The 26917-nt window shown below is 53.7% G+C and carries 17 protein-coding genes; 12 read left to right on the top strand and 5 right to left on the bottom strand.

Annotated elements, in window-relative coordinates:
- Positions 1-109: 109 nt before the first annotated feature.
- From QMO62_RS01555 to garD, 8 genes are all read left to right on the top strand, one after another.
- Entirely contained in the window at positions 110-5773 is a 5664-nt protein-coding gene (locus QMO62_RS01555; protein ID WP_284644827.1) for a right-handed parallel beta-helix repeat-containing protein, read from the top strand.
- Positions 5774-6088: 315 nt separating this feature from the next.
- The gene (locus QMO62_RS01560) at positions 6089-7048 is read left to right on the top strand and encodes an ABC transporter permease (protein WP_372516639.1); all 960 of its coding nucleotides are present in this window, start codon (positions 6089-6091) and stop codon (positions 7046-7048) included.
- Positions 7049-7072: 24 nt separating this feature from the next.
- Entirely contained in the window at positions 7073-7951 is an 879-nt protein-coding gene (locus QMO62_RS01565; RefSeq protein WP_284638204.1) for a carbohydrate ABC transporter permease, read from the top strand.
- A 90-nt stretch (positions 7952-8041) separates the two neighbouring features.
- The gene (locus QMO62_RS01570; RefSeq protein WP_284638205.1) at positions 8042-9562 is read left to right on the top strand and encodes an extracellular solute-binding protein; all 1521 of its coding nucleotides are present in this window, start codon (positions 8042-8044) and stop codon (positions 9560-9562) included.
- A gap of 84 nt (positions 9563-9646) precedes the next feature.
- A complete protein-coding gene (locus QMO62_RS01575) occupies positions 9647-11926 on the top strand; it encodes a helix-turn-helix domain-containing protein (RefSeq protein WP_284638206.1) in 2280 nt (759 codons plus the stop codon).
- A gap of 42 nt (positions 11927-11968) precedes the next feature.
- On the top strand, positions 11969-13066 hold the full coding sequence (locus tag QMO62_RS01580; protein WP_284638207.1) for a glycoside hydrolase family 88/105 protein: 1098 nt from the start codon (positions 11969-11971) through the stop codon (positions 13064-13066).
- Positions 13067-13094: 28 nt separating this feature from the next.
- Positions 13095-13991 (top strand): dihydrodipicolinate synthase family protein, encoded by an 897-nt coding sequence (locus tag QMO62_RS01585; protein ID WP_284638208.1) that lies wholly within the window; start codon positions 13095-13097, stop codon positions 13989-13991.
- Between the two features lie 16 nt (positions 13992-14007).
- Positions 14008-15546 carry a galactarate dehydratase gene (gene garD / locus QMO62_RS01590; protein ID WP_284638210.1) on the top strand — a complete coding sequence of 513 codons (1539 nt, stop codon included), beginning with the start codon at positions 14008-14010 and terminating at the stop codon, positions 15544-15546.
- Between the two features lie 42 nt (positions 15547-15588).
- Here garD and QMO62_RS01595 read toward each other — a convergent pair whose 3' ends face one another.
- Positions 15589-16371 (bottom strand): helix-turn-helix domain-containing protein, encoded by a 783-nt coding sequence (locus tag QMO62_RS01595; protein WP_284638211.1) that lies wholly within the window; start codon positions 16369-16371, stop codon positions 15589-15591.
- Between the two features lie 122 nt (positions 16372-16493).
- Between QMO62_RS01595 and QMO62_RS01600 the strand changes: the two genes are divergently transcribed.
- Positions 16494-17987 carry an alpha-N-arabinofuranosidase gene (locus tag QMO62_RS01600; protein ID WP_284638214.1) on the top strand — a complete coding sequence of 498 codons (1494 nt, stop codon included), beginning with the start codon at positions 16494-16496 and terminating at the stop codon, positions 17985-17987.
- A 4-nt stretch (positions 17988-17991) separates the two neighbouring features.
- Positions 17992-18255, top strand: coding sequence for a DUF6171 family protein (locus QMO62_RS01605; RefSeq protein WP_284638215.1), 264 nt, complete (start codon positions 17992-17994; stop codon positions 18253-18255).
- A gap of 46 nt (positions 18256-18301) precedes the next feature.
- On the opposite strand, the gene QMO62_RS01610 is transcribed toward QMO62_RS01605, so the two are convergent.
- Both QMO62_RS01610 and QMO62_RS01615 read right to left on the bottom strand, forming a co-directional pair.
- Positions 18302-19009 carry a C40 family peptidase gene (locus QMO62_RS01610; protein WP_284638216.1) on the bottom strand — a complete coding sequence of 236 codons (708 nt, stop codon included), beginning with the start codon at positions 19007-19009 and terminating at the stop codon, positions 18302-18304.
- A gap of 84 nt (positions 19010-19093) precedes the next feature.
- On the bottom strand, positions 19094-20458 hold the full coding sequence (locus QMO62_RS01615) for an MATE family efflux transporter (RefSeq protein ID WP_284638218.1): 1365 nt from the start codon (positions 20456-20458) through the stop codon (positions 19094-19096).
- 216 nt (positions 20459-20674) lie between these two features.
- Here QMO62_RS01615 and thiM point away from each other — a divergent pair, with 216 nt between their 5' ends.
- Both thiM and QMO62_RS01625 read left to right on the top strand, forming a co-directional pair.
- Positions 20675-21493, top strand: a complete 819-nt coding sequence (gene thiM / locus QMO62_RS01620; protein ID WP_284638220.1) for a hydroxyethylthiazole kinase — start codon at positions 20675-20677, stop codon at positions 21491-21493.
- A gap of 98 nt (positions 21494-21591) precedes the next feature.
- Entirely contained in the window at positions 21592-22719 is a 1128-nt protein-coding gene (locus tag QMO62_RS01625; protein WP_284638222.1) for an alginate lyase family protein, read from the top strand.
- Positions 22720-22762: 43 nt separating this feature from the next.
- Here QMO62_RS01625 and QMO62_RS01630 read toward each other — a convergent pair whose 3' ends face one another.
- The gene (locus QMO62_RS01630) at positions 22763-24556 is read right to left on the bottom strand and encodes a glycoside hydrolase family 36 protein (RefSeq protein ID WP_284638224.1); all 1794 of its coding nucleotides are present in this window, start codon (positions 24554-24556) and stop codon (positions 22763-22765) included.
- A 20-nt stretch (positions 24557-24576) separates the two neighbouring features.
- Complete coding sequence (locus QMO62_RS01635) at positions 24577-26787, bottom strand: alpha-galactosidase (protein ID WP_284638225.1); 2211 nt, start codon at positions 26785-26787, stop codon at positions 24577-24579.
- Positions 26788-26917 lie beyond the last annotated feature (130 nt).

A 26917-nucleotide genomic window follows, 5' to 3' on the forward strand; every position in this document is an offset into this window, starting at 1 on the left:
GTTCATGATTATTGTTGTAATGCAGGGGCGATTTATATAATTCGATTATGTAAGCGATTTAATCAAAGAAAATCATACGAAGAGGAAGAGGGGACAAAGCACCGTGAAAATGCAGCAGCGGGTATTGGCCTGGATGATGTCCTTGATCTTGCTCGTGACCTCTGTCTTACCTGCCGCGGCAGGTGCGGAGCAGGCCATGATTACGATTGCCCCGGGCAGCGCATGGCAGGGCTCCGTGTACGGAGACGTGGGCGGTCAGGACAAGATCAATGCAACGAACTTTGAAATTACAGAGGGTACTAACGATTCGGTCGTACTTAGAAGCTCCAATAACGTCGGCAAGATAGCCAGCACATCGGAGGGAATCGCTTATTATTACCAAGCCGTTCCGGAAGATGGGGATTATGAACTGTCGGCAACGGCAAATGTGGATTCCTGGACCGCTAATAACCAGGTCTCATTCGGCGTCATGCTCCGTGATCAGGTTGCGGTGAATCGCAGCTTTACGGTAACCGACGTAACGTATGCCGTTTATTTTGGTGACTATGTTGCGGTGGGGGCTTTGGATCAGAAGATGACGGCCTTCTACCATCAGAGCAATGCGCAGGTGAAGGCGGGGCTGGACTTCCCATCGGTACCGGCTCCGGGGAAGGACAAAACATACGAGCTCAGCATACGAAAGCAAGGCAGTCAGTACATTGTAAGAATCGGAAGCGACATTCGAGTGCTGGACAATATTACAGGGACAATGGCCTATGCCGGTCTGTACACAGCGCGTAATACTAAGGTCACGTTCACCAACGTAAAGCTGCACGTTCAGCCCAAGGTGAACCTGGGCGATTGGCAGTACAGCGCCTTCGGCTCCGATACGAGCGGTACGAAAAATCCGGCGCCGGTCGTATCAGGCGGCGGCAGTGTGAAGCTGACGGCATCCGGCGGGAAGATCGACTCAAGCAATGAGGGTATTTCCTATTATTACAAGGAAGTTCCGGCCAATGCCAGCTTCGAGCTTCGGGCGAAGGCTAAGGTGAATACCTTTAACAGCGATAGCAGCAAGAGCAGTCCTAACCAAAAGTCCTTCGGACTTATGATTAAGGACCAGATCAATGTCAGCACCTCCAACTACGCGGCGGTCGGTGCGCTTGATCTGGCGATGAAGGGCTTCTACAAGCTGGGTACTCAGAATAAGCTGGAGGCCTACAGCGGGGTAAATGCTCCGGCGGGGAGCGAGGAATACGACCTTCGAATCCGCAAGAACGGTGATGTCTACGTTCTTACCGTGAACGGGAAGAGTGAGACGGTCGTTTTACCGAATTTGATGACTGGAGGTAACTACGCGGGTCTGTATGTTGCTCGGGATGCCGATGTTACTTTCAACCAAATTTCCCTTCATGTAGACGGCAGAGCTCCTACGCAGCTTCTAGTGGACAGCTCTTCTATGAAGACCACCTACTTTGTCAGCGAGAATCTGGAGCTGAACGGTTTGAAGGTTAAGGCGCTCTATGCCGACGGCCGGTCGGAGTGGCTTTCTTCATCGGAATATCTTCTGACGGGCTTTGACAGCAGTAAGGTGGGAACCAATCAAGCCGTATTGCATTTCAACGGCATAACGGCGCCGATCGCCTTCCAAATCATTCCGATGCAGGTCACTGCGCTGGAAATTCCTTATACGCCAGCCAAGACGACCTATTATCCGGGCGATCCGTTCGATCCCGAAGGCCTGGTGGTCATTGGAGAATATAATCATGGCTTCAGCCGGAAGGAGCTTGCTCCTGACCAATATGCCTTCTCCATTCCGGGGGCGACGGTAAGCGGGGCCACATATACGTTTGACACGCCGGGAGTCAAGCAAGTGACGGTGATATCGACAGATACACCAACTACAAAGGCTGCATTTGATGTGAATGTAAAGGATGCGGCGCTCCTTGGTCTTGAAGTTAGACAAGCTCCCCAGAAGACGCTGTATTATTTGGGTGATCCTTTGGATCTTGCAGGGCTGGTCGTCTATGCCAAGTATAGCGACGGCGCCTCGGTACGGCTGACACAGCAGGAATACACGGTAAGTCCATTGGATACGACGACGGCAGGAACGAAGCAGCTGCTCCTTGCACACAAGGGCACAACCGCTCCGCTTACGGTCACCGTTAAGGCTAGAGAGCTTGTCGGGATTGAGGTAGCTCAGTATCCGAAGACGACCTATACGGTCGGCGAAGCATTCAGCCCGGCAGGGTTAGCCGTATCGAAGGTGTACGACAGCGGAGATCGCGAGCCGTTATCGGATGCGGACTACACGGTGGACGACTCTCAGTTCAACAGCGCTCAGGCAGGAACCTACGAAGTACGAATTGTACCCAAGGCTGCAGGTCTCTCAGGTACGGTGTTGAAGACCGTAGTACGGGAGCCCGTTACCTACGAATGGAAGACCATTCGTTTCGGTCAGTCCACGTCAAGCACCAACAATACAGTCAGTGTAAAAAGTCCCGGCGTTGTAGAAGTTGTAGCGCTGGAGGGCGGCGGTAAAGTGACCGGCGACCACGACGGCATTTCGTTCTATTATGTGGAGCTGGACGCGCTGAAGGATAATTTTGTCCTTTCCGCCGATATTCAAGTGAAGGCTTATGCCAAGACACCGCATGACGGGCAGGAATCGTTCGGGATTATGGCGCGCGATGCGATTGGGAAGTCCGGGGACTCCGCCGTATTTGCTTCCAACATTGCGGCTGTGGGCGGTTACAGCGGAGGAACGACAAAGCCGAACGGTACCCAGATGTTTGTCCGTACCGGTGTGGAGTCATCCGATGGCTCGGGCAGCCAAGGCATCCAGAATCAATTCTTAAGCAGCGTCAAGCCGGAAGCGCAGAATACGCATCCTGCTGCGCCGTATAGGCTCACGCTGGCCAAGACGAATACAGGCTTTACCGGCAAGCTGAATCAAGGTCAAGAGGTTCTATACTATGAGCCGGACATTCTCAAAACACAGAACGATAAGATGTATGTGGGCTTTTATGCAGCGCGGCTGGCCACCATTGAAGTAAGCAATATCAAGCTCCAGGTGACCGCGGCGGAGGCGGATGCTCCTAAGGTGGAAGCTCCGAAGCTGCCGGTAACGCCAAATTATAATATTGTATCGCTGGCTAAGACCTCGAGCAGCAACTATTCCTTGAAGCTGAAATCCAATGTGGACGGTACGGTTACCGTGAAGCAGGGGAATAACGTAATTGCACAGGACGTGCCTGTTGTCGCAGGGCAGCTGGCCTCAATTCCGGCAACCCTGGCAGCTGACAGCAGCACGAACTTCAGCATAACGCTGCTGCCGGCAGATACGCAGGAGCTGACCTCCTACGATAAGATCATCAAGAACTTTACGGTTACGATGAAAACCTATGTGCCTGACGGAGACATTTATGTATCACCGACGGGTTCAAGCACGGGAACAGGAACACAGGGCAGTCCGCTGGATTTGGATACGGCGATTGATTTCGTGAGACCCGGTCAGCGAATCATCCTGCAAGACGGAAGATATATTCGCAGCAGTAAGCTGGAGATCAAGAAGTATAACGACGGCACTGCCCAGGCGAAGAAGTCTTTGGTTGCAGCGCCGGACGCCAGACCAATCCTCGATTTTGACAAAAAATCGGAGGGTGTCGTACTCAGCGGCAATTACTGGCACGTGCAGGGAATCGATGTAACACGCTCGGCCGGCAACACCAAAGGCTTTACCGTTGGCGGCAGCTACAACATCGTAGAAAACAGCCGCTTCTATGAGAACGGTGATACCGGCTTGCAGATCAGCCGCACGGACGAATCGGCCACTCGCGCCGAATGGCCGGCCTACAACCTGATTCTGAACAGCACCTCCTTCGATAACCGCGACCCGTCCGATAACAATGCCGACGGCTTTGCCGCCAAGCTGACGGTCGGGGAAGGGAACGTCTTCCGCGGAACCATCGCGCACAATAACATCGACGATGGCTGGGATTTGTACACGAAGGCGGGAACAGGCGCCATTGGAGTCGTCCTTATTGAGGACAGCATTGCCTATAACAACGGAACATTAACTAACGGTACTGTTGGAGCCGGGGATAAGAACGGGTTCAAGCTCGGCGGCGAAGGAATTCATGTGCCGCATATCATCCGGAATAGTATTGCGTTCGGTAACGGTGCATACGGGTTTGCGAGCAATAGTAACCCTGGCGTCATTGCCTACAATAACATTGCGTTTAACAATGCCAAAGGCAACTTGAACTTCGTTACGTATTCCCATATACCGACGAATTTCAAGCTGAACGATTTTGTTTCCTATCAGAAGGACTACACCGCCAAGGATAACTATCCGGCAAACCTGAATTCTGCAAGCAACTATTTGTTCAATGGCAAGGAATCCGTGAACAGCCTCGGAGTGAAGCTGACCGACGCTAACTTTGTGAGTTTAACTCCGGTCATTCCGTTCACACGGGATGCCAGCGGCAGCATTCAACGAGGGGATTTCCTGACCTTCTTAAAGCCGGCTGCCCCGGAACCGGTTGGAGGGGATGAGTCTGATTCACCGGCAACTCCGGCAGTACCCGCGGCACCTGCGGGTGGCGGCGGCTTCGTACCGAGCCAGGGCGGAACAGGCTTGACCGTATCCCCGGTTCTTACGGGCAGCGTAGCTGTAGGCGCGCTTGACCTTGCGAAGCTGGATGAGGCATTTAAGCAATCCAAGGCAAATGACAAAGGTGAGAAGACCGTAGCCATCGATGTTCCTAAAGTAGAGGGAGCCAAGGCATACGGGGTGTCCGTACCGACACCTGTTCTGTCAACCGCAGGCGGCGGGCAGAAGCTGGCTGTATCGACAGAGGTAGCAGGGGTTGTGCTGCCAGGCAACATGCTAAGCAACACAAAAGTCGGAGCTCAAGAGGTAGTGCTTCGAATCACCCCGGTAGAAAGCTCAAGTCTTCCTTCCGGAGTACAGGGCGAAATCGGCGCCAGACCGGTCGTTTCACTCAGCCTGGAAGCCGAAGGACAGCCGGTTGCCTATAACAATCCGATGGCTCCAGTTACGGTAGCCATTCCCTATCAGCCAACTGCCCAGGAGCTGGCGAATTCGGAATTCATTACGGTATGGTATATCGATCATGCCGGTAAGCAGCATCCGGTACCAAGCGGTAAATATGATGCGATAACCGGTAAGGTGACCTTCACTACCACGCACTTCAGCACGTACGCAGTCGCCTATGTCAAGAAATCGTTCGGCGATCTGAGCAACGTGGAGTGGGGGCGCAAGGCGATTGAAGTTTTGGCTTCCAAAGGGGTTATCCAGGGTACTTCAGAGCATACTTACACGCCGGAGAAAAACATCACTAGAGCGGATTTCACGATACTACTGATTAAGGCTCTGGGACTGACGGCTTCCGAAGGTTCAAGCTTCGCCGATGTAACACCTGACGATTACTATTTCCAGGCAGTTTCAGCGGCAAAGCAGCTCGGCATCGTGAACGGCCGGGAGAACAACCGCTTCGAGCCGAATGCTTCGATTACACGTCAAGATATGATCATAATGGCGGCGCGTGCACTTAGAGCTGCAGGGAAGCTTGATTCCTCCGCCAATGCCGACGCGGCAATCAACAGCTTTGTCGATCACGCAGCTGTAGCTTCTTACGCTGTGTCCGACCTGGCCGTCATGGCGAAGGCAGGACTGGTTCAAGGAGATGACCGTCAGCAGGTACAACCGCTGGCAAACACGACTCGCGCGGAAGCGGCGGCACTCATCTATCGCTTGTATAATAAGTAAAGGGTATTTTGGCAAGCTCCATAACCCACCGTTCAACACAACGGTGGGTTATTTGGCGTTCAAGCAAGGGGACTGGAAAAAACGGATCCATCACCTCAAAATCAAGCAGGTTAAATCAGTACGATGCGGCTGCAAAAGATGTGGATGCCACGATTTCGTGCTGAAACATCCGCGCTGCTGCGGGCTTTATCGCCATGCTGAAAGATGGTTTGATCGATACTATTGCGTGATGTTTGGCCTGCGTCTACCATGTGAATTGTCAGGCCGACAACTTATCGAACCAAGCTAAACAAAATCGTCAGAGGGGGACACCGAATGAAGGAGCAATATGAAGCCCGGCTGCATGCTACCGGCAGGATGAGTTTATCAGGCTCCTTGCTTCTCAAGGATTTGATTCGGGATAGATGGCTGTATCTCATCTTATTGCCCGGAATTTTGTACTTTATCGTTTTCAAGTATGTACCCATGTGGGGGCTCGTGATGGCCTTTCAGGACTACAAGCCGCATTTCGGCTTCACCGGGAGCCCTTGGGTGGGACTTAAGCATTTCGAACGCTTCTTCACCGAACCGCAGTTCTGGATGCTGTTTCGCAACACGATTGTTTTGGCGGTGTACAATCTGGTATTTTTCTTCCCGCTGCCGATTGTGCTCGCACTTATGCTGAACGAGGTGCGCAAGGAGCTGTTTAAGCGCTTCGCCCAGACGCTCTTGTATTTGCCGCACTTCGTATCCTGGGTGGTCGCCGTCGGAATTTTCTATGTTCTATTAACTACCGAAGGCGGTGTTGTCAACGAGCTCATCGAACGGCTGGGCATGGAGAAAATTCCGTTCCTGCTGAGCGAGGAATGGTTCCGTACGATGATCATCATGCAATCGATCTGGAAGGAAGCGGGCTGGGGGACGATTATCTTTTTGGCGGCATTGTCCGGCGTAGACCTTCAGCTGTATGAGGCGGCCCGAATGGACGGCGCAGGACGCTGGCGGCAGCTGTGGCATATTACGCTGCCGGCGATTCGCAGTACGATTGTCATCTTGTTCATCCTGCGGCTCGGCAGCTTCCTTGATACGGGCTTCGAGCATATTTTCCTCATGCTGAACTCGATGAACCGGGAGGTCGGGGAAGTATTCGACACCTACGTGTATTTGAAAGGCTTAACGCAAGCGCAGTACAGCTATAGCGCGGCCGTCGGCATGTTTAAGTCGCTGGTCGGTCTTGTCCTTGTACTGGCCGCCAACTGGCTGGCGAAGAGATTCGGTGAAGAAGGCGTCTATTAACTAAGCAAGGGAGGTCAGGCACCTATGCCAAGTGAGGATCGAAGCTGGGGCAACCGTTGGTTTCATACGGTCAATTACACCCTGCTTACGTTGATTTCCGGGATTACGATCATTCCGTTTATCTATATTGTGATGGTGTCCTTCGCGACTCCGGAGGAGGTAGCCCAGGGAGGTTTGCTGCTGTTTCCTTCCAAGTTCACCTTGGGAGCGTACAAGTATATTTTTTCAACCGACACGATGCTGAGAAGCCTATTGATTTCGATTTATGTGACGGTAGTCGGAACGCTCATCAACCTGCTGTTGACCTCTTTTACCGCCTATCCGCTAGCCCGTGCCAATCTGCGCGGACGCAGAATGTTTATGCTCATGATTCTGATCACGATGCTGTTCAGCGGGGGACTTGTTCCCACCTACTTTGTGGTCAAGGCGTTCGGTATGATCAACACCTACTGGTCGCTCATGATCCCAACGGCCATCAGCGCTTTTAACCTGATTGTACTCAAGAACTTCTTCCAGCAAATTCCCGACGGCTTGGAGGATTCGGCCAAAATCGACGGCTGCAACGATCTGGGCATCCTGTTCCGCATCATTCTGCCGCTTTCGATGCCGGCGATGGCTACCTTCGGACTGTTCTATGCCGTAGGCCACTGGAACACCTTCTTCAATGCCGTTATGTACATTAATGACGCGGAAAAATTTCCCGTGCAGGTGGTACTCAGACAAATTGTTCTGCTTTCGCAGGATCAAATCGGCGATTCCTCCCAGCAGGACCAGCTGGATTACTTGCCGCAGACGATCCGCATGGCGTCCATTGTGGTTGCTACCGTTCCGATCGTGCTGGTGTACCCGTTTCTGCAGAAGCATTTCGCCAAGGGTGTGCTGCTGGGCTCGGTAAAAGGGTGATCGGCCCCGCTTCTGGGTGCTTCTCAATTTGAGGAGGCGTCCGGCGCAGGTTTGATTTATAATGATAATGAAAGCAATGGAGGGGTTTGTATGTCAAAAAAACGATTCATCGCCGTCGCTTGCTCGCTCGTCATGACAACTAGCGCACTGATTGGTTGTGCGGAGAGTTCATCGTCGCCTCAGGGCGAAGCCGTTAAGGAGGATACGACACCGCTTGAGGTGACGATCGCCACACCTCAGGTGGGCGAAGCTCCGAAGAAGGACAATGAGATTGAGCTTGCCATCGAGAAATACACCCATGCCAAAATCGACATCCAATGGATTCCGTCAGCCGCCTTCGAGGACAAGAAGAACATTATGATTGCTTCCGGCGAGATGCCGAAGGCGTTCAAGCTAACCTACAATGCGACGACGCTGAACGCAATCCAGTCCGGCATTTTCTGGGAAATAGGCCCTTATCTTAAAAATTACAAGCATTTAGCTGCCGTTAACGCCATGCATTACGATAATATCAAAGTAGACGGGAAGCTCTACGGGCTGCCTCTGTACCGGGATATCGGACGCGCCGGCATCACGTACAGGAAGGACTGGTTCGACGAGCAGGGCCTCAAGCCTCCGGTTACACTAGATGACTGGTACCACGTTATGAAAACGCTCGCAGAAAAGGATCCGGATAAAAACGGCCAAAACGACAGCTACGGCATGTTCTTGGATAAATCGTATAACGATGCGTCCGCCAGCAGTGCTTTCCTGACGCGGCTTGCCGTATCCCAGGGAGCGCCGAACAAATGGGGCCTCGAGAATGGCCGGCTCGTCCCCGAGTTTATGACGAAGCCGTATCTGGATTCGATGAAGCTGCTTAGAAGGCTGTATCAAGAGAAGCTGATGAATCAGGATTTCTCCGTAGTGCAAGCGGCGGATGCCGACAACAAATGGAATGCGGGCAAGGTGGGGATCCGAATCAACACGGTAGCCTCTGCGGCGGCGACTTCATTTGAAAACGTATCCAAATCCGTGCCGAATGCGGTGGTCGACATCGTGCCTTATATGGGACCTTCGGGCAATCGAGTTCCGGCGGAGCCGGGAAATAACGGATTTTTCGTTTTCCCGAAATCAAGTGTCAAAACGGAAGCGGAATTAAAGCGACTGCTGGGCTTCTTCGATAAGCTGCTTGAGCCGGAGATGTCGACGCTGCTGACAAGAGGCTTGGAGGGCAAGCATTACACGAAAACCGATGACGGGAAAGCGCAGTTCAAGGATTTATCCTTGTTCAACCTTGAGGTGAAGCCTTATCGGGACAGCCTTCCTTCCTTTGAGGTCACGGGCACCGGGCTGCCGCTGAAGCTGAATGAGCTGCAAGCGAAGGGCTGGAAGGTCGTTGCCGATAATCTGAAAAACGTCGTGCCTAATCCGGCGTTGACCCTTTCCTCGAAGACGTATTCGGAGAAGGGCGGCGAGCTGGATACGCTGATCCGAGATGCCCAAACGAAGTTTATCATGGGCAAAATTGACGAGGCCGGCTGGCAGGCCGAAGTAGAGAATTGGAAGAAGGCCGGCGGGAGCAAGGTGATCGATGAGCTGACGGCTGAGAATGCGAAGCTGAATAAGTAATCCGTGTTCCCTGCCGTAACGATCGGTCCGTGCCTGGAGCAGCTCGTGCAGCAGCCTTGAGGGCGAAGAGAGGGGGAGGTACCATTGCCGAAATATTTATACCGACTGCTTGTGTTTACCTTGCTGCTCTGCGCTGTTCCGGTCGTTATGACGGGGATCATCTCTTATTTTATTGCTTCGCGGGATATCGAAAGGAAGGTCAATGAAGGCAATGTCCAGCTGTTGCTGCAAAATCAGATGCGAATGGAGCAGGCGCTGAAAAATGTGGAAATGGGCGCGGTACAGTACGTCAATTCCTCGTTCATGAGCGACTATTTGTACCGGGATTTGTCCAGTGACGATTTCCAAATCATAACCGACATGTCCAAGGGGCTGTACAACCTGCATTCCATCTGGGGCGTGGCGGATGCGCAGATTATCAATCTTGAGCATGACTGGATGATCAGCAATTTGGGTTTTACCTCGCTGGGGGAATTTCCTGACCGCAGCCTGCTGAATGAATACGCAAGAAGGCCGGAAAACCTGTTTTGGCTGGCGGAAAGCTCCGGAAGGAAGCCGGTCGAGGATACGGTTGATGCGGGAGGTCGCGAGCTGGTTCGCCTTGTCGTGAAGCTGCCGATGATCGCATCCACCCGTGTGCCCAAAGCGCTGCTAATTATTGACATGTCCCACAGCACGCTGGAAAGCGATTTAGCGCCGAACTTCCAGTGGGGCAGCACCTATGTATTGAACCGCGAGCGAGAGCCGTTTCTTTCTAGCCCGGGCGGAGGAAGCGGACATAAGCAAATCCTCCAGCAGCTGGGGAAACAAACCGCATCCGAGACCTATTACGAGCAGGACGGGATGGCGGTCAATTACCGGGTATCCCCGCAATACGGCTGGTCGTACGTTTCGATCGTGTCCATTGAGGAGATTACGAAGGAGTCCAGGAAAATTGCCGTCATTACGGCTAATGCCTGCTTCATCATCTTCGCGGTGATTGCTGTAGCCGCCTTCTACGGTACGCGCCGCATGTATAAGCCGATCCGCCGGCTGTTCATCATCATGGAGCAATGGAGCGGCGATTTGCCAAGCCTCAAGAAGAAGGACGAGTTTGCCTTTATCGAGGACCGCTTTCAATCGTTGTTCAGCACGAGGAAGCATATGCAGCAGCAGCTGCAGGCGCAGCGCGGACAGGTGAAGGAGTTTTTTCTGCTTAAGCTGTTTATGGGGCAGGTAACGGAGAGTGAGTTTCTGTTTAAATCGGAGGCGTACGGCTTCGGGAAGCGGGGCAAGCCGCTGGGCGTGCTGGCGCTGCAAATCGATACGCTGGAAGGTACGCGATATTCCGAGAGCGATAAGGAGCTGCTGCTGTTCGCGATCAACAACATTGTCGGGGAGCTGATTCCCGGTGAATGCGTCGTCGGCACGCTGCTGCTCGATCAATCGCAGGTAACGCTGCTGACCGGGAATACGAACGAGCCGGAAGCGTTAAGCGTCTACCTGCACGAGATGGCCGAGCAGATTAGGCTGAAGCTGCGCGAGCTGCTGCAGCTCAAGGTAAGCATCGGCATTAGCCGTCCGTTTCAACATTATACGGATGCGATGGATGCCTATGTGGAGGCGCTCGAAGCGTTGAAGCGCCGTATCAGCCTGGGGCACGAGCTGATTCTGAGCTACGAGGATATCGAAGAGGTCAATTCCGATACGGTTCTTTCATCCGCTTCCTGGAGCCACCTTGAGGACTGCTTCATTAATGCGCTGAGGACGGGCGATTCGAAGGCGGTTTATGATTACTATCAGCAGTATGCTTCTTCCATTCTGGAGAGAAACGTGTTGTTTAATGATTTCCAGATGCTGATGATTCAGCTGATCTCGAGGATCTATCGGCTGCTTCACCAGCAAGGGGGCTCGCTTGACGGATTGACCGGAACGAAATCGGTCCTAAATAAGTTTATGAAGCTAAGCACGGCAGAGGAAATCGTCAACTGGTTCAAGACAACGCTGCTGCCGCCGACCATCGCCTTCCTGCAGAGTCGCATCGATACGCAGTACATCAATATCGCTCATCAGCTGGTCGAGATGATTCATGAGCAATACGACCGGGACCTATCGCTGGAGTCATGTGCGGAGCAGCTGAAATATCACCCGGTATACCTAAGCCGTGTGTTCAAGAAGGAGATCGGCGTCACCTTTATCGATTACTTGACAGGGTACCGGATGAATATGGCCAAGCTGTGGCTGAAGGACAGCCAGCTGAAAATTACCGAGATCGCGGAGCGGCTTAATTATACGAGCTCGACCGGATTCATCCGAACGTTCCGCAAGGCGACCGGGATGACGCCGGGGCAATACCGAGAGCTTCATTCGAAAACGGATTCATAGAAGCTGTCTACGCGGCAATATAATGAGAGGGGAGGCCTTCCGATGCCGTATGAGCAAGTAGAGAAGCTGAAGGAGCAGTACAAAGCAGCAGCCACATGGTATGCGCACCGATGGCACTATATTGAGGGCTGCATTCTGAAAGCGTACATGGATAGCTATCAGCTTACAGGGAATGAGGAGGATTACCGGTTCGTGAAGGCTTTTATCGACGGACTGTATGACTCCGAGGGAGTGATCGCGGGGATCAAGCCGGACGAATACAATATCGATCAAATCCGAATGGCTTCGATCCTGCTTCCGCTCTACGAACGGGAGGGGGATCCGAAGTACCGCCGGGTGCTCGACCTGCTGTATCGGCAGCTGGAACAGTATCCTAGGACCAAGGCAGGCTCGTTCTGGCATAAGCAAAATTACCCCAATCAAGTATGGCTGGACGGCTTATATATGGGGCAGCCCTTCTATGTCGGTTACATCAAGGACTTCAGCGAACGGAAGGACTACTCCGATACGCTTAACCAGTTTGCGAACGTCCGCAGGTTCCTTTATGACGATGGGAAACGATTATACCGTCACGCGTACGATGAGAGCCGCGAAATGTTCTGGTGCGATAAAGCTACAGGCCACTCCCCGAATGTATGGGGGCGGGCGGTCGGGTGGTATGCGATGGCGCTCGTAGATGTGCTGGAGCTGCTGGAAGGCGAGCCCGCCGATACGCAGCCGATGAAGAGCGCTTTGAAGGAGCTCGTAGATGATATGCTGCCGCACCGTCATCCCGGCGGCATGTGGTACCAGGTTGTCGACAGGGCGGATCATCCGGATAATTATCCGGAATCCAGCGGGACGTTGATGCTTGGCTATGCGATCCTGAAGGGAGTCCGGTTAGGTTATTTGCCACTGGAATACCGCGGCTATGGGCTGGAGGCTTTTGACGGTACGCTGAGCACGTACCTGCGTGAGGAGGAGGACAACGTGCTGCTTGGCGGCATCTGCCGAAGCGCGGGGCTTGGAACGAAACCGGAGAGCGGTCAAATCAGGGACGGAAGCGTTGAATACTATCTGCTTCAGGAGCAGGTCGTCGAAAATAACGGACACGGCGTGGCGCCGCTGCTGATGTGTTATAACGAAATCAAGCTGCTTTGACAGGCTCGTACACTAGGAGGAGATACACATGGATACAAGCTGGATTCGCGGAGTCATACCGCCGATCGTCACCCCGGTGGATGCGGAGGAGAACGTAGAGGAGCAAGGACTTCGGCGTGTGGTCGAGCACGTGCTGGCCGGCGGGGTTCACGGGATCCTGTCGCTCGGAAGCAACGGAGAATTTTATGGGCTGGATCATGAGCAGCAGGAACGAGCGGTTACGATTACCCTGGACCAGGTCGGCGGACGGGTTCCGGTTTATATGGGGATCGGAGCGATTACGACCAAGGAGTGCGTGAAGCTGGCGCGTTTGGGAGAGAAGCTGGGCGCGCAGGCGCTCACGATCCTGCCGCCGATGTTTCTGACCCCTTCGGACGACGAGCTTTACCGGCATTTCCGCACGGTAGCCGAAGCGACGCCGCTTCCCCTGCTGTTATACAACAATCCTGACCGCGTCGGCAACAACATTTCGCTTTCGCTGCTCGAGCGGCTGGCGACGGTTCCGAACATTGTCGGGATGAAGGACAGCAGCGGTGACCTGACACTGACCGCGGAGTATATTAGGCGAACACGGCACCTTGGATTTCGCGTCATGGCGGGACGGGATGTGATGATTCTCGGCTCGCTTGCTTACGGTGCCGTCGGCTGTGTCGCTTCGACAGCCAATATCGTTCCGGCGCTGGTTGTGGAAATATACGATCGCTTTATAAATGGTGATCTGCCGGGTTCGCTGGAGGCACAGTTTAAGCTGGCACCGCTGAGAATGGCCTTTAATCTTGCCAGCTTCCCTGTCGTGACGAAGGAAGCGATGAATTTGGTCGGCGTTGAGGTAGGAGCGTCTATTCTGCCGAATACCGCTTGCTCCGAGGCCAACCGCGAGAAGCTTCGAGACATTTTGTACCAAATGGGAGCTTTAAAATCATAGTAAAGGAGGGGCTGCTATGACAGGCGCGGAACCTAAGGGAAATGAGACACCGCTGTACATTAAGGTGAACGAGAAGGACAATGTTGCCATTATAGTCAATTCCGGCGGCTTGCCGAAGGGGACCGTGTTCCCGTGCGGTCTCGAGCTCCATGAGCGCATTCCGCAAGGACATAAGGTAGCGCTGGAGGATCTTCGTGAGGGGGACCCGATCGTTCGTTACGGCGAAATCATCGGTTGTGCTGCCGGACCGATAGCCAAGGGACGCTGGGTGGAGGAATCGATGGTGACCCTTCCGACACCTCCCCGGCTGCAGGAGCTGCCGCTCGCAAACGCGGTACCGAAACCGCTGCCGCCGCTAGAGGGCTATACCTTCGAGGGATACCGGAATAAGGATGGCAGTGTCGGCACGAAGAACATCCTCGGCATCACCACGAGTGTTCAATGTGTGGCTGGGGTTCTGGAGTTCGCGGTCAAACGGATTAAGGAGCAGCTGCTGCCGAACTATCCCAACGTGGAGGATGTTGTCGCTTTAACCCATAACTATGGCTGCGGCGTTGCCATCCAGGCACCGGACGCTATTATACCGATCCGAACGATTCAGAATATCGCCGTCAATCCGAACTTTGGCGGCGAGGTGCTGGTGGTCGGGCTCGGCTGTGAGAAGCTCGTGCCGGACCGGTTAATCCCGGACGGCGATACGGGCAAGCTGATCACACTGCAGGATCATCCCGGCTTTCACAGCATGCTGGAGTCGATAATGCGTCAGGCGGAGGAACGGCTGGCTGCATTGAACTCGAGGCAGCGGGTTACGTGTCCGGCTTCCGATTTGGTCGTGGGGCTGCAGTGCGGCGGAAGCGACGCCTTCTCGGGCGTAACGGCGAATCCCGCCGTCGGCTACGCGGCGGATTTATTAGTACGCGCAGGGGCGACGGTCATGTTCTCGGAGGTAACGGAGGTGCGGGATGCCGTTCATCTGCTGACGCCGAGGGTGGTGAACGAGGAGGTCGGCCGTCATTTGCTGCGCGAGATGGCTTGGTACGACAATTATCTGAAGCAGGGACAAGCGGACCGCAGCGCCAACCCGACGCCGGGCAACAAAAAAGGCGGTCTTGCGAATATTGTAGAGAAGGCACTCGGATCGATTGTGAAATCAGGCACAAGCGCGATCGCAGGTGTGCTGTCCCCGGGCGAGAAGGCTGCGCAGAAAGGTTTGCTATACGCAGCGACACCCGCGAGCGACTTCGTGTGCGGCACCCTGCAGCTGGCCTCCGGCGTCAACATGCAGGTATTTACGACCGGGAGAGGAACGCCCTATGGGCTGGCTGTTGTGCCGGTAATTAAAGTAGCTACGCGCAGCGCCTTGATGGAGCAGTGGCACGATTTGATCGACATTAACGCAGGGACGATTGCAACCGGTGAGGAGACCATCGAAGAGGTGGGTTGGCGTATCTTCCATACCATTCTTGAGGTGGCGAGCGGAAACAAGAAAACGTGGGCAGATCACTGGGGCCTGCATAACGACCTGTGCTTATTTAACCCCGCGCCGGTTACGTAAAAATAGTTGACGACGAGCTGACCTTGCTTTTATGGCAAGCGGTCAGCTCTTGTTGTTTTTATATTTGCCCGGGGAAACGCCGATAAATTTTTTGAATTGACGCATAAAATGGGTATCGTTCTCATAACCGCACATCTTGGCGATCGCGGCGACGGATAAGGAGCTGTTATTGAGCAAATATTGGGCATACTCCAGTCTGGCGTTAATCATGTCCGAGATGACGGAACAGCCGAAGAGCTCCTTATAAATATGCTGGAAGTAGGATTTGCTCAAATTCACGCTGGAAGCGAGCTTCTCCACCGATACCTGGTTGCCAGGCGAACTGTACAATTCGTTGCGCAGCTCCGAAAACAGGAGAAAGTACTGATTCGTCTTCTCAGGCAGCGGCTTTTTTTCATTGACATTGCACAGCTTCATAAATAGCGTTCTGACCTCCGAGTCGATGATCGAATCCCGAAGCGGTCCGCCGAGTCTTAAGGTGCTTTGCAGCTCCATGATGCTTCTCGAAATTTGAAACGGGTCTCTGGCCTGAACCGGCTTATCCAACGGGAAATGTAAGCGGCTTACCAGTTCATGAACGTCATCTCCGCTGCAGTGGAACCAGTCGTTGACGAACGGCTTGTCCACCTCCCGATATAGATGACGCCTGTAGGGACTAAACAATATATAACTGTATTTATCCGGCCGCATTGCGTTGTCGTCGACTACAATCTCGCATCTGCTGCGAAAAAAAACAAAAGCATAATCTCCCGATCCGTTCGGACGGTCAATGGTAATCCCGTTCGGATGAATAAAGTTATAGCCGCAGCTTATCAATTGGATCATTCGAGCTCTCCCCAAAAAGCACAAAAGGTCAGTTTTTCCCCATTATAATTTATTGAATGCCGGGTAACAACAGCCTATACTTTTTACAAACAGAGCAATTTCCAGGGAGGGTAATGGGAAGGATGAAAAGTAACCTTATCATCAATACGGATATCACGACGGGAACTATCAGCAAGCATATTTACGGCCACTTTGCAGAGCATCTCGGAAGGTGCATATACGAAGGCATTTGGGTGGGAGAGGATTCGCCCATTGCCAACACCCAAGGCATTCGAAACGATGTGCTGGATGCGCTGCGAAGGCTCGAGATTCCGAACCTCCGCTGGCCGGGAGGCTGCTTCGCGGATGAATACCACTGGAAGGACGGGATCGGCCCGCGGGAGCAGCGTAAGAGAATGGTGAACACCCATTGGGGCGGCGTCGTGGAGAATAACCATTTTGGCACCCACGAGTTCCTGATGCTGTGTGATATGCTTGGTGCCGAGCCTTACATTAACGGCAATGTGGGCAGCGGAACCGTTCAGGAAATGCAGGAATGGGTAGAGTATATGACATTTGACGGCGAATCTCCTATGGCCGACCTGCGAAGAGCAAATGGAAGGGAAAAGCCGTGGAAGGTTGCCTTCTTTGGAGTAGGCAATGAAAACTGGGGCTGCGGCGGTCATATGCGTCCCGAATATTATGCCGATCTGTATCGCCGTTATCAAACCTATGTACGAAATTATGGAGATAACAAAATATATAAAATCGCCTGCGGGGCCAATTCCTTCGATTACCATTGGACGGAGGTGTTAATGCAGCAGGCTGCTTCTCATATGCATGGTCTGAGCCTGCATTATTACACGGTTCCGAAGACGTGGAAGGATAAAGGGGAGGCAACCGGTTTTCCCGAAGACGAATGGTTTGCTACGATCAAAAATGCGATGGTGATGGACGAGCTGGTAACCAAGCACTCCACCATCATGGATAAGTATGACCCGGCCAAGCGGGTAGGCTTGATTGTGGATGAATGGGGGACCTGGTACAACGTAGAGCCGGGCACGAATCCAGGCTTCCTGTATCAGCAAAATACGATCCGGGATGCTATCGTGGCCGGGCTTACGCTGAATATTTTCCACAAGCACAGTGACCGCGTCCGCATGGCCAACATCGCTCAAACGGTGAATGTGCTGCAGGCGATGATCTTGACGGAAGGGGAGAAGATGCTTCTGACGCCGACCTACCATGTATTCGAGATGTTCAAGGTTCATCAGGATGCGGCGGCGCTGCACATTCATAACGATTCGGAGCTCTACGAAATGGAGGGCCAATCGATCCCACAGATAAGTGCTTCTGCATCCAAGGCGGCGGATGGGACTGTACATATCAGTCTATGTAATGTCAGCCACTTGACTGCTGCGGATGTGGACATTCAGCTGCGCGGCACCGTCGAAGCCCAAATTGGCTCGATCCGCGGCACAATCTTAACCTCCGAACAACTCGACGGTCACAATACGTTCGAGCAGCCGGAGCGGATCCGGCCCGCCCTGTTTGATCGATTTGCGCTCAAGGAGAACAAGCTGACGGTTACCCTGCCGCCGATGTCCGTCGTCGTGCTGGCTGTGGAGCCAAGCTGAGCCTATGCGGAACGGCACAGATTCATGTAAGGGCTGCTCGGCGGATGTGAATGTAACCGAAGCGCAAATTCAGCGGGTGCTGGCTTCGCTTGAAGCGAAGGGAATCGAATGCGTCACTCCGGAGCTGTATCAAGAGCGGCTGAGCAGCTGCGAGCAATGCCCGTCCCTTCTGTACGGGACCACGTGTCAATACTGCGGATGCATCGTCCGCATACGAGCGAGGATGGCCGACAAGCATTGCCCTAGGCCGGGCGGCGCGTTTTGGTAACACCTTAGGGATGCTCCCGACTTTAGCCATAGCCCGAGCCATCGGGCTATGTTTGCGTTCCGGGAACAATCCCGCCACCGAAGAGGAAGCGGTGGTTCAATTGCCGCCAGGTGATCTTGTCGATCCGTACGCCGCCGCTCTTTTTCGAAGCGCTATGGATGATTTTCCCGTTCCCCAGATAGATGGCCATATGCGTAATCGGTTTTTCCGAAGGCTTCAAGCCTTTGTAGCTTGCCGGGTCTTCCCCCCGGTAGCTTGTGAAGAACAGCAAATCGCCCCGCCGTGCTCTTCGGAGGGAAGTATAGGTTTTGGGGGCAAACGCTTTGACATACGCCGCTTGACTCCTGGCGTCCCAAGGCAAATCCATCCCCAAGGAAGACAGGAGCACCCATCTCGTAAAATCGGAGCAATCGAAGGTGGAAGGCTCTCGCCGATCGGAGCCGTACTCATAGGGGGTTCCCATGTAAGAGCGAGCGGTCTGGATGGCATTCTCCACATAGCTGCCGCGGATCGGGCGAATGGCAGGGTTCGGGAATTGCTTTATCAGCGGGAACCCGTTGGGATCCAGCAGCAGCGGATTGGCGTCCTTCCCTTGGGTCACGAAGCTCTTTACCCGATAGGTAAGGAGCTGTCGCTCTACCCCGGTATCCCCGAAGTACAAATCAGGATCATCAACAGCCGTATCCGCTGAGGCGCAGGATGATAGCAGCATGAGACTGAGCAGCAGTATGATGGTCGTGTGTTTTCTCATCATTTCCTATGTCCTTCACGAGTCGATCTATTTTAGTCGCAGATAGATTTACCAACACAGGAACATTTTATTCGGAGCCGTCGACCGCTATAGGGCGGCTGATTTCCCTTTGGCATCAGGCGATACAAGCGCCTTGCTCTCCCATGCTTTGCTTTTCCAGCGATACAATAAGATGACTCCCCGCAGCCACTCGTCGAGGATGAACACCGCCCAAATTCCCACCAATCCGAACCCCCAATGAATACCCACCAGATAGGTAAGCGGAATGCAGAGCCCCCACATGACCGAAACCCCGGTGTAGACAATAAAACGGGCGTCGCCCGCCGCACGGAGCGATTCGCCGACAACGATGTTCAAGCAGCGTCCCGGCTCCAAAAGAAAGCCCATTAGCAGCAGCACCGCGCCTAAAGCGATGATCTGCGTGTCCTTGGTGAACAGCCCGATAAGCGTTTCACGGAATACGGCTATCAAGATAACGGCAGCCAGAGAGAGGAGCAGGCTGAGCTGAAGGCTCCGGAACATTTGCCTGTAAGCCTTTTCTTTTTCGCCCGCGCCGACGAGGCGTCCGATAATGATTTGGGTTCCGCGGCCCAGCGCGATGGCGAGAACCATGATGATGTACATGACATTTTGCGTGTAAATTCTCGTGGATAACATCTCCGCGCCTAGAGAGGTAATAAAGTAGGTCGTAACGATTTGGCTCACGGAGTAAGACAGCTGGTTGCTTCCTGTAGGAATGCCGATAGATAAAATCTTCCTTACGTCGTCCATTCGGCTTCGAACGAAATCCTTGATGCCGAGATTCAGTCGAACAATTCGGAATAGGATCACAATATAAACGCTTAACGCCACGCACTGGCTGATTACAGCGGAGACGGCGACTCCCGTAACCCCCAGCTTCGGAAAGCCCCACGGGCCAAAGATAAATAAGTAGTTACCGGTAAGATTCAGCAGGTTCATGCCGATGCTGACCATCATGGTATAGCGGGTATACCCGTGGACCTGGGTAATGGCAGAGATCGTAAGATTGAGTGCCTGAAGAAAGAGAACGCCCCCTACGATCCTCAAGTAGCCTTGGGATAGGAGCAGCAAGTCCGGCTCCAGGCCGAATAGGCTGAGCAGCGATTTGCTGAACACCAGCATGACAGCGCTCAGAAGGAGTCCGAGCAGGAGGTTGAGCAGGAGTGCGACTGCGGCGTAGCTTCGAACCTCACCGGTTTTGCCGGCGCCCAAATATTGGGAAATAACGATGGCGGAGCCGGCAGAGATGACTTGGAGCAGCAGAAAGGTGAACATGATCAGCTGGTTGGCTACGCCTACGGCCGCGACGGCTCCGTCGGACACCTTGCTGACCATAATCGTATCGGCCATTCGCATGGACATCTGCAGCAACGATTCGATAAAGAGCGGCCAAGTAATGGCGAATAAAGCCAGCTTTTGAGGTTTACTCATGAGTTATCGCCCGCTTTGTTTGGAGTTATTCCTATTGTAGTTCCAAACGACGGTTCGTGCATCATCTTTTTGCCATGCCGGAAGGAATTGACCGACCGGGGGAAGCTCCGGTATGATGGGGAGATAGGATCCGCTCGTCGTGCTTGGCGGGAGGAATTCGCAAATCTATGCACTTTGCTCCAGGCAAAGTGTTTTTTACGTATAGGGGGAATCGAGATGGATCAACAAAGCATGCTGGAAACGATTGAGAAGGTTCGGGCGATGAAGCCGCTCGTGCATAATATTACCAATGTCGTCGTGACGAACTTCACGGCCAACGGGCTGCTGGCTCTGGGCGCTTCCCCGGTTATGACCGTCGCTCGGGATGAAGCGGCCGATATGGCCCGGATTGCGGGAGCATTGGTTTTGAATATAGGCACCTTGGATGAGGATATCGTTTCCTCCATGCTCCTTGCAGGCCGATCCGCGAATGCCCACGGTGTCCCGGTCGTGTTCGACCCTGTAGGCGCAGGCGCTACCGCTTACCGTACGGATACCTCCCACCGTATTCTGAAGGAGCTCCGGGTTACGATTGTCAGAGGCAATGCCGCTGAAATCGCTAACCTTCTGGGCTTGGCAGGGACGATCAAAGGAGTTGATGCTGCCGGAGCAGCGGAAGACACGGAAGCGCTCGCGGTCCAAGCGGCCCAAGCATTCGATTGTGTCGTTGTGATTACCGGCAAGGAGGATTACGTCAGTGACGGCCGTGTTACCTATAAGGTGATAGGCGGTACGCCTCTCTTGACCTATGTAACAGGCACAGGCTGCTTATTAACGTCGATCATCGGCGCGTTCGCCGCTGCGGTGAACGATCCGGTAGCAGCGGCGGTTTCCGCGTTATCCTTTTATGGGGCTGCGGCAGTGCTCGCAGAACGAAGCTCCGGACCGGAACAACCGGGCAGCTTCCAGACGGAGCTGATCAATCAGCTCCATCGGCTGGATGGGCAAGCATGGAGAGAGCTTATTCAGATCGAACGTATCGTAAAAAAACAATAAGGAAACGTAAAATATCCCATCCCTGTGAGCGGGCCCTGTCTATACAATGGGAGGGTCAGCGGTTCATCGTAACGAAAAGCAGGAGAGGGGTACTATCTATGAATCGGATCATACAGGACAAGAATCCATATCGGGAACGACTGATAGCCTTAGATCGCTCGTGGATCATAAGCAAAGCGAATGAAGCGCTGCAGACGGAGATCCAACATATTACCGACGTGCGCGCTGACAGGAGTGAGGGCGGGGCACATGATTATTATTCGAACGGCGATTACTGGTGGCCGAATCCGGATACACAGGACGGACTTCCTTACGTTAAACGGGACGGCGAATCGAACCCTAACAATTTCGACGCTCATCGCCTCATTCTAAGGGAAATGCGGACGCATGTTGCTCATTTGGCGGCGGGCTACATGGTTACCGGGAACGAGAAATATGCAGGGCGGGCGGTTCAATGGCTGAAGGAGTTTTTCCTGGACGAGGCTACCCGGATGAACCCGCATCTGCTCTACGCCCAAGCGATACCCGGCATCTGCTCGGGACGGGGTATTGGTATTATCGATACCCTTCATTTGATCGATATCCCTTTTGCAGTCGATGCCTTGCAAGGTTCCGATGCCCTTGCTTCCGAGCTTACAAGCGGTTTAAAGCAATGGTTTGCCGACTACTTGCGTTGGATGTGCACCCATCCGCATGGCGTGGAGGAGATGAAAGCTGCAAACAACCACAGCGTTTGCTGGTTTGTACAGTCAAGTGTATTCTCCCGCTTCACGGGCCACGAGGAAATGCTGGAATTTTGCCGCAAAAAGTATAAAGAAGTGCTGCTTCCAAGCCAAATGGATGGGAACGGCAGCTTCCCCCGGGAGCTGGCGCGGACGAAGCCTTACGGCTACTCCATCTTCGTGCTCGATAATATGGCAACCCTATGTCATGTATTAACTACGGCTGCCGATAATTTATGGACCTTTCAGCTGCCGGACGGACGCGGCATCCGCAAGGGCTTCGAGTTTTTGTTTCCCTATATGGCTGTCAAAGAAAGCTGGCCTTATCCGGCGGATATCGAGCATGACGAGGGCTGGCCGGCACGGATATCAGGCTTACTATTCGCCTGGGCAGGGTTAGGCAAACCGGAGTACATGGACCTGTTTGAAGCTTTGGAGCGGGATCCGAAGGATGGCGAAGTGCGCAGGAACATCGCCATCCGTCAACCGCTGCTCTGGCTTTAACGGAAATACATAGAACAGGCCTGCCCTCCGGCAGGCCTGTTCACTATTCTACCGTTAACAAGGCAACACCTGAAGCAGGAATGTCAATCAGATGCACTCCTGCATTTACCTCCAATACATACTCATGAATGGTATCCCCGCAGCAGTTCACCAGACGAACCACAGCTGTAGCCGGCGGATGGTTTGGCGGAAACTCCGCATAAACTCCATTTTCCAGTCGGCCGTTTACAAGAATCAGCTCCGACCCCTTACGTACCTCGCGTATAGGAATCAGTTTATCGTGGTAGGTGACGATTATCGTCTTAAGGCCGTTCGCCGCCCGCACCACAGGGTAGTTCAACTCCGGATGCTCCGGCGCCAGTTCTCCGCCCAGCAGTACATCCCGGTGCTCCTTATAGAAGGAGAGCCAAAAGCGGAGCATAGCGGCGTGCGGAGCGGTCAGCTTCTCCAGCTGCACCGATACTTGCGGGACGCTGAACAAAATATGGGTCAGCTGGAGAGCCGCACTTTCGACCGGTTCATCGGTGTTCCACATGATCATATCCGCATGAGCGGCGGTGTTGCCGCAGAGCAAGCGAATATCGATGGTGCGGAGCCGGTTCTGGACGGCGTCGTTGGGACAATCCGATGCGCGGAAGAGGTTCCCGTACTTGCGCATGGCAGGCCCGATGTAAGGCTGCCGGAACTCTACCATAATATCCGGCTTGATTTCCCGAAGCCGGGCTATGGAATCTGTTAGCAGCCGATCCACCGCAGCAGGCACGGAGGAGTAATCCATTCCCGCAGCGGGCTCAGGAACAGGAACATCCTTCGGGTAAAACGTATCAATAAAGTCCAGCTTGAAGCCGTCAAGCCCCCATTCCTCCACAGCAAGCCGGTACTTGGTAATGATATGCTCCCGGACTTCGGGATATCGGGGATCCAGTATCCCTGCTCCGTGGCTCTCGATAAACCTTAGCAGCTTATCCTGAAACCGGCTCCAGGCCTTGCTGTGCTTGCCCACATGGGCAACGGAATACCATAGCAGAAATTTCATGCCAAGCTTGTGCACACGGTCCACATGCTGTTTCATATCCGCAAATTTCTCCAGGCATACCTCCCAATCGCCGGTATAGGCATAGCCTCTTCGGTTATCCGACGTCTGCCAGCCGTCATCTACTATAACTGCTTCCATCCCGAGCTCCTTAGCCTGACGGCACTGCAGCTCGATGGCCTCCGCCGTCACATTCTGATGCATGCTATACCAGGTGGAATACATGGGGCTCAAGGCCGCGGGAGGAACATAGGCCGGCCGGTACTCCGGCATCTGCGCATACCAACTCTGAACGTCTCGCAGACTCTCGTAATAAGCGACGGCTCTTGTATCCACCAAGAGACAAGCTTCATAACTGCTTAGCGGAGGCGTAGTTTCCGTGAACAGCTCCACGTGACAATGAAACCAAGCGGACTCCTCATGAATTCCGGCAGCATAGCTGACCGTGTTCAATGCATCAGAGAAGGCAAAGGTTAACCGATTGGACCCGCTGAGGTTAAACAAAGAAATCACCGGGGCGGAGGAGGCGGCGTTGGACCTCAATTTACGCATCCAATCGGCCTTTAATCCTCTGGCTCGATCAATCGCAGGGTGCCAATAATTTTGAATATCCCATACGGGATGCTCCCATTTGAGTTTATAGACCGGAGGGACGGCCGGCTCTGGACTTGTGATGCGAAGCCGAATGATCTGCACACCTTCGCTTACCTGCTCGGCGGTCAGCTCCGAGGTAAAGAGATCCTTGTCCCCAATCAACGAAAAAATATGCTTAGCGGTAGTTACTGTTTGCATTCCTGTTCCCATGGCAGATAAATCTCCCCTTCTTATCGAATATGCTGAAGCCGATACAGACGGCTGCGGAAATCACCCTTCCAGCGCGGCAAATGAAGCCCGATGGCCATCAGTTCATCGCCGCCGCAGCGTATGGCCGGTACGTCTGCTTCTCCCATTTCCGTCAACAAGTAAGCGCAATCCTCCTTCAGCCCCGACAACCGAAGCTTTCGGGAAGGGGGATTTGGCTCGCCCAGCACTTGAAAATAAGCAACCAGCGCCTCCGATCGGTCCTCTGAGACGAACATCCACGCGGTATGGTTCCCCTCAAACGGACTTAGCAAGCGGTAAAATTCCCCAAATTGGATAAGCGGGCGAAGCTCTTTATACAACGCCACCTGCTGCTTAACGACGTCCTTTTCCTGCTCGCTAAAGGCCGTTAGATCCAGCTCATAGCCGAAATTACCCGACATGGCCGCATGTCCGCGGGTTTCGAGCGAAGTAACCCTGTGCACCTGATGATTGGGAATCGCCGAAACATGCGCTCCCATCGAGCTGATCGGGTAAACGATACTGGTGCCGTATTGGATTTTTAACCGCTCCATTGCATCCGTATTATCGCTGGTCCAAGTCTGAGGCATGTAATACAGCATCCCGGGGTCGTAACGACCTCCGCCGCCGGAGCAGCTCTCGAAGAGAATATTGGGAAAGGCGGTAGTGATACGCTCCAGCACCTCATACAGCCCCAGGATATACCGATGGGCTGTTTCCCTTTGGCGTTCAGGGGGTAACCAGGCCGAGCCGATTTCGGTCATGTTCCGGTTCATATCCCATTTGACATAAGAGATCGGGCAGGACGACAAGACTCCTGTAAGCACATCTACAATATAATCCCGGACGTCCGCGCGGGAATAATCAAGAACCAGCTGATGCCGCGCCGTGGTTCTCCGTCTCTCGGGCACATGAAGGCACCAATCCGGATGTGCACGGTAGAGCTCGCTATCCGGCGATACCATCTCCGGTTCGAACCAAAGGCCGAACTGCAGCCCCAGCCGGTTCACCCTGGATACTAGCTCCTCTAAGCCATGGGGAAGCTTCTCCCGATCGACGAACCAATCGCCGAGCGAGCTCCTGTCGTTATCGCGCTTGCCGAACCAACCGTCATCAAGTACCAAAAGCTCTATGCCGAGCTCCTGACCGACGGAGGCAATAGCTTCCATTTTATCGGCAGTGAAATTGAAATAAGTAGCCTCCCAATTGTTTACCAGGACGGGACGGGTCCGATCACGGTGAGGCCCCCGGCAAAGATGGGTGCGGTACAGCTTATGATACGTACGGGACATACGGCCGAGCCCTTCTTCCGAATACACAAGGACCGCCTCCGGTGACTGAAAGGCTTCTCCCGGCTCCAGAAGCCAGCTGAAATCGAACGGATTGATGCCCATGACGACGCGCGTCGTGCTGTAGGGATCCACCTCGGCTTGGGCAAGGAAGCTTCCGCTGTAGACCAAGCTGAAGCCGAATACCTCGCCGTGCTGTTCATCCGCACCCTTGCCGAGCAGCGCTATAAACGGATTTAACGAATGGCTGCTGGCTCCCCGGCGGCTTTCGATGACAATTGCGCCCGGTGCCAAAGGCCGCCTCTGAATATGCCGTTCTCTCGCCCAGGTGCCGGATAAGAACAAGACATCAAAGTCGGCGTGAGGCAGGTCCACTCCCATGCTGAGCGCCCGCAGCAGGCGAATCGGCATGGACCCGACATTCTCGAAGCGGACGGAACGGGTAATCACATCCAGCTTGGGGAAAACCGAATAGGTCAATACAGCTTTAAGTCCGGCAATCGCGTCAGCGAGCACGATCTCGAGACTTTGTGCTTGCTCCTCCGATTCGACATAGGTAGAAGGTAAACCGGCTAAGCCGGGCTTCCCGGGATAAATCCGGTGAGATTCGTAAACCAGCTCGCTAACCGTGCTGCCGTTGGGTAGCTGAATCTGATAGGCGGGCACGCGGAAATCGCTGCCGCCGTAAGCGGGCAGCTCCTGAGGCAGCGTGTCGAGAGACAAGCTGAGGTCGTCCGGATCGGTGGACGGAGAGAAGGAGCAGCGTCGGCGGAGGAATAAATGGCCCTCAAAATGCGTCCCCCTGACCTTGCGTCCCCAATGCACATGAGCAAGGTATTTGCCCTTAACGAGCTGCATGATGTAGCTCGTTCCCTTCGTTTGTAAGTGAAAGATCGATTGCTGAGAATCGTACGTAATGCTCATAAGTTCCTCCAACGTATGAATGAGTTTGCATCCATTATAAGAAATCGACACGGAGAAGCGGATGGAGAAATCCGTCATGCGTATGTAAAAATTTACGATTGCTGGCTCATGAGCCGTTTCTAGTATCCAT

Origin of the sequence: Paenibacillus silviterrae (genome assembly GCF_030167925.1) — a bacterium.
Classification (GTDB): domain Bacteria; phylum Bacillota; class Bacilli; order Paenibacillales; family NBRC-103111; genus Paenibacillus_G; species Paenibacillus_G silviterrae.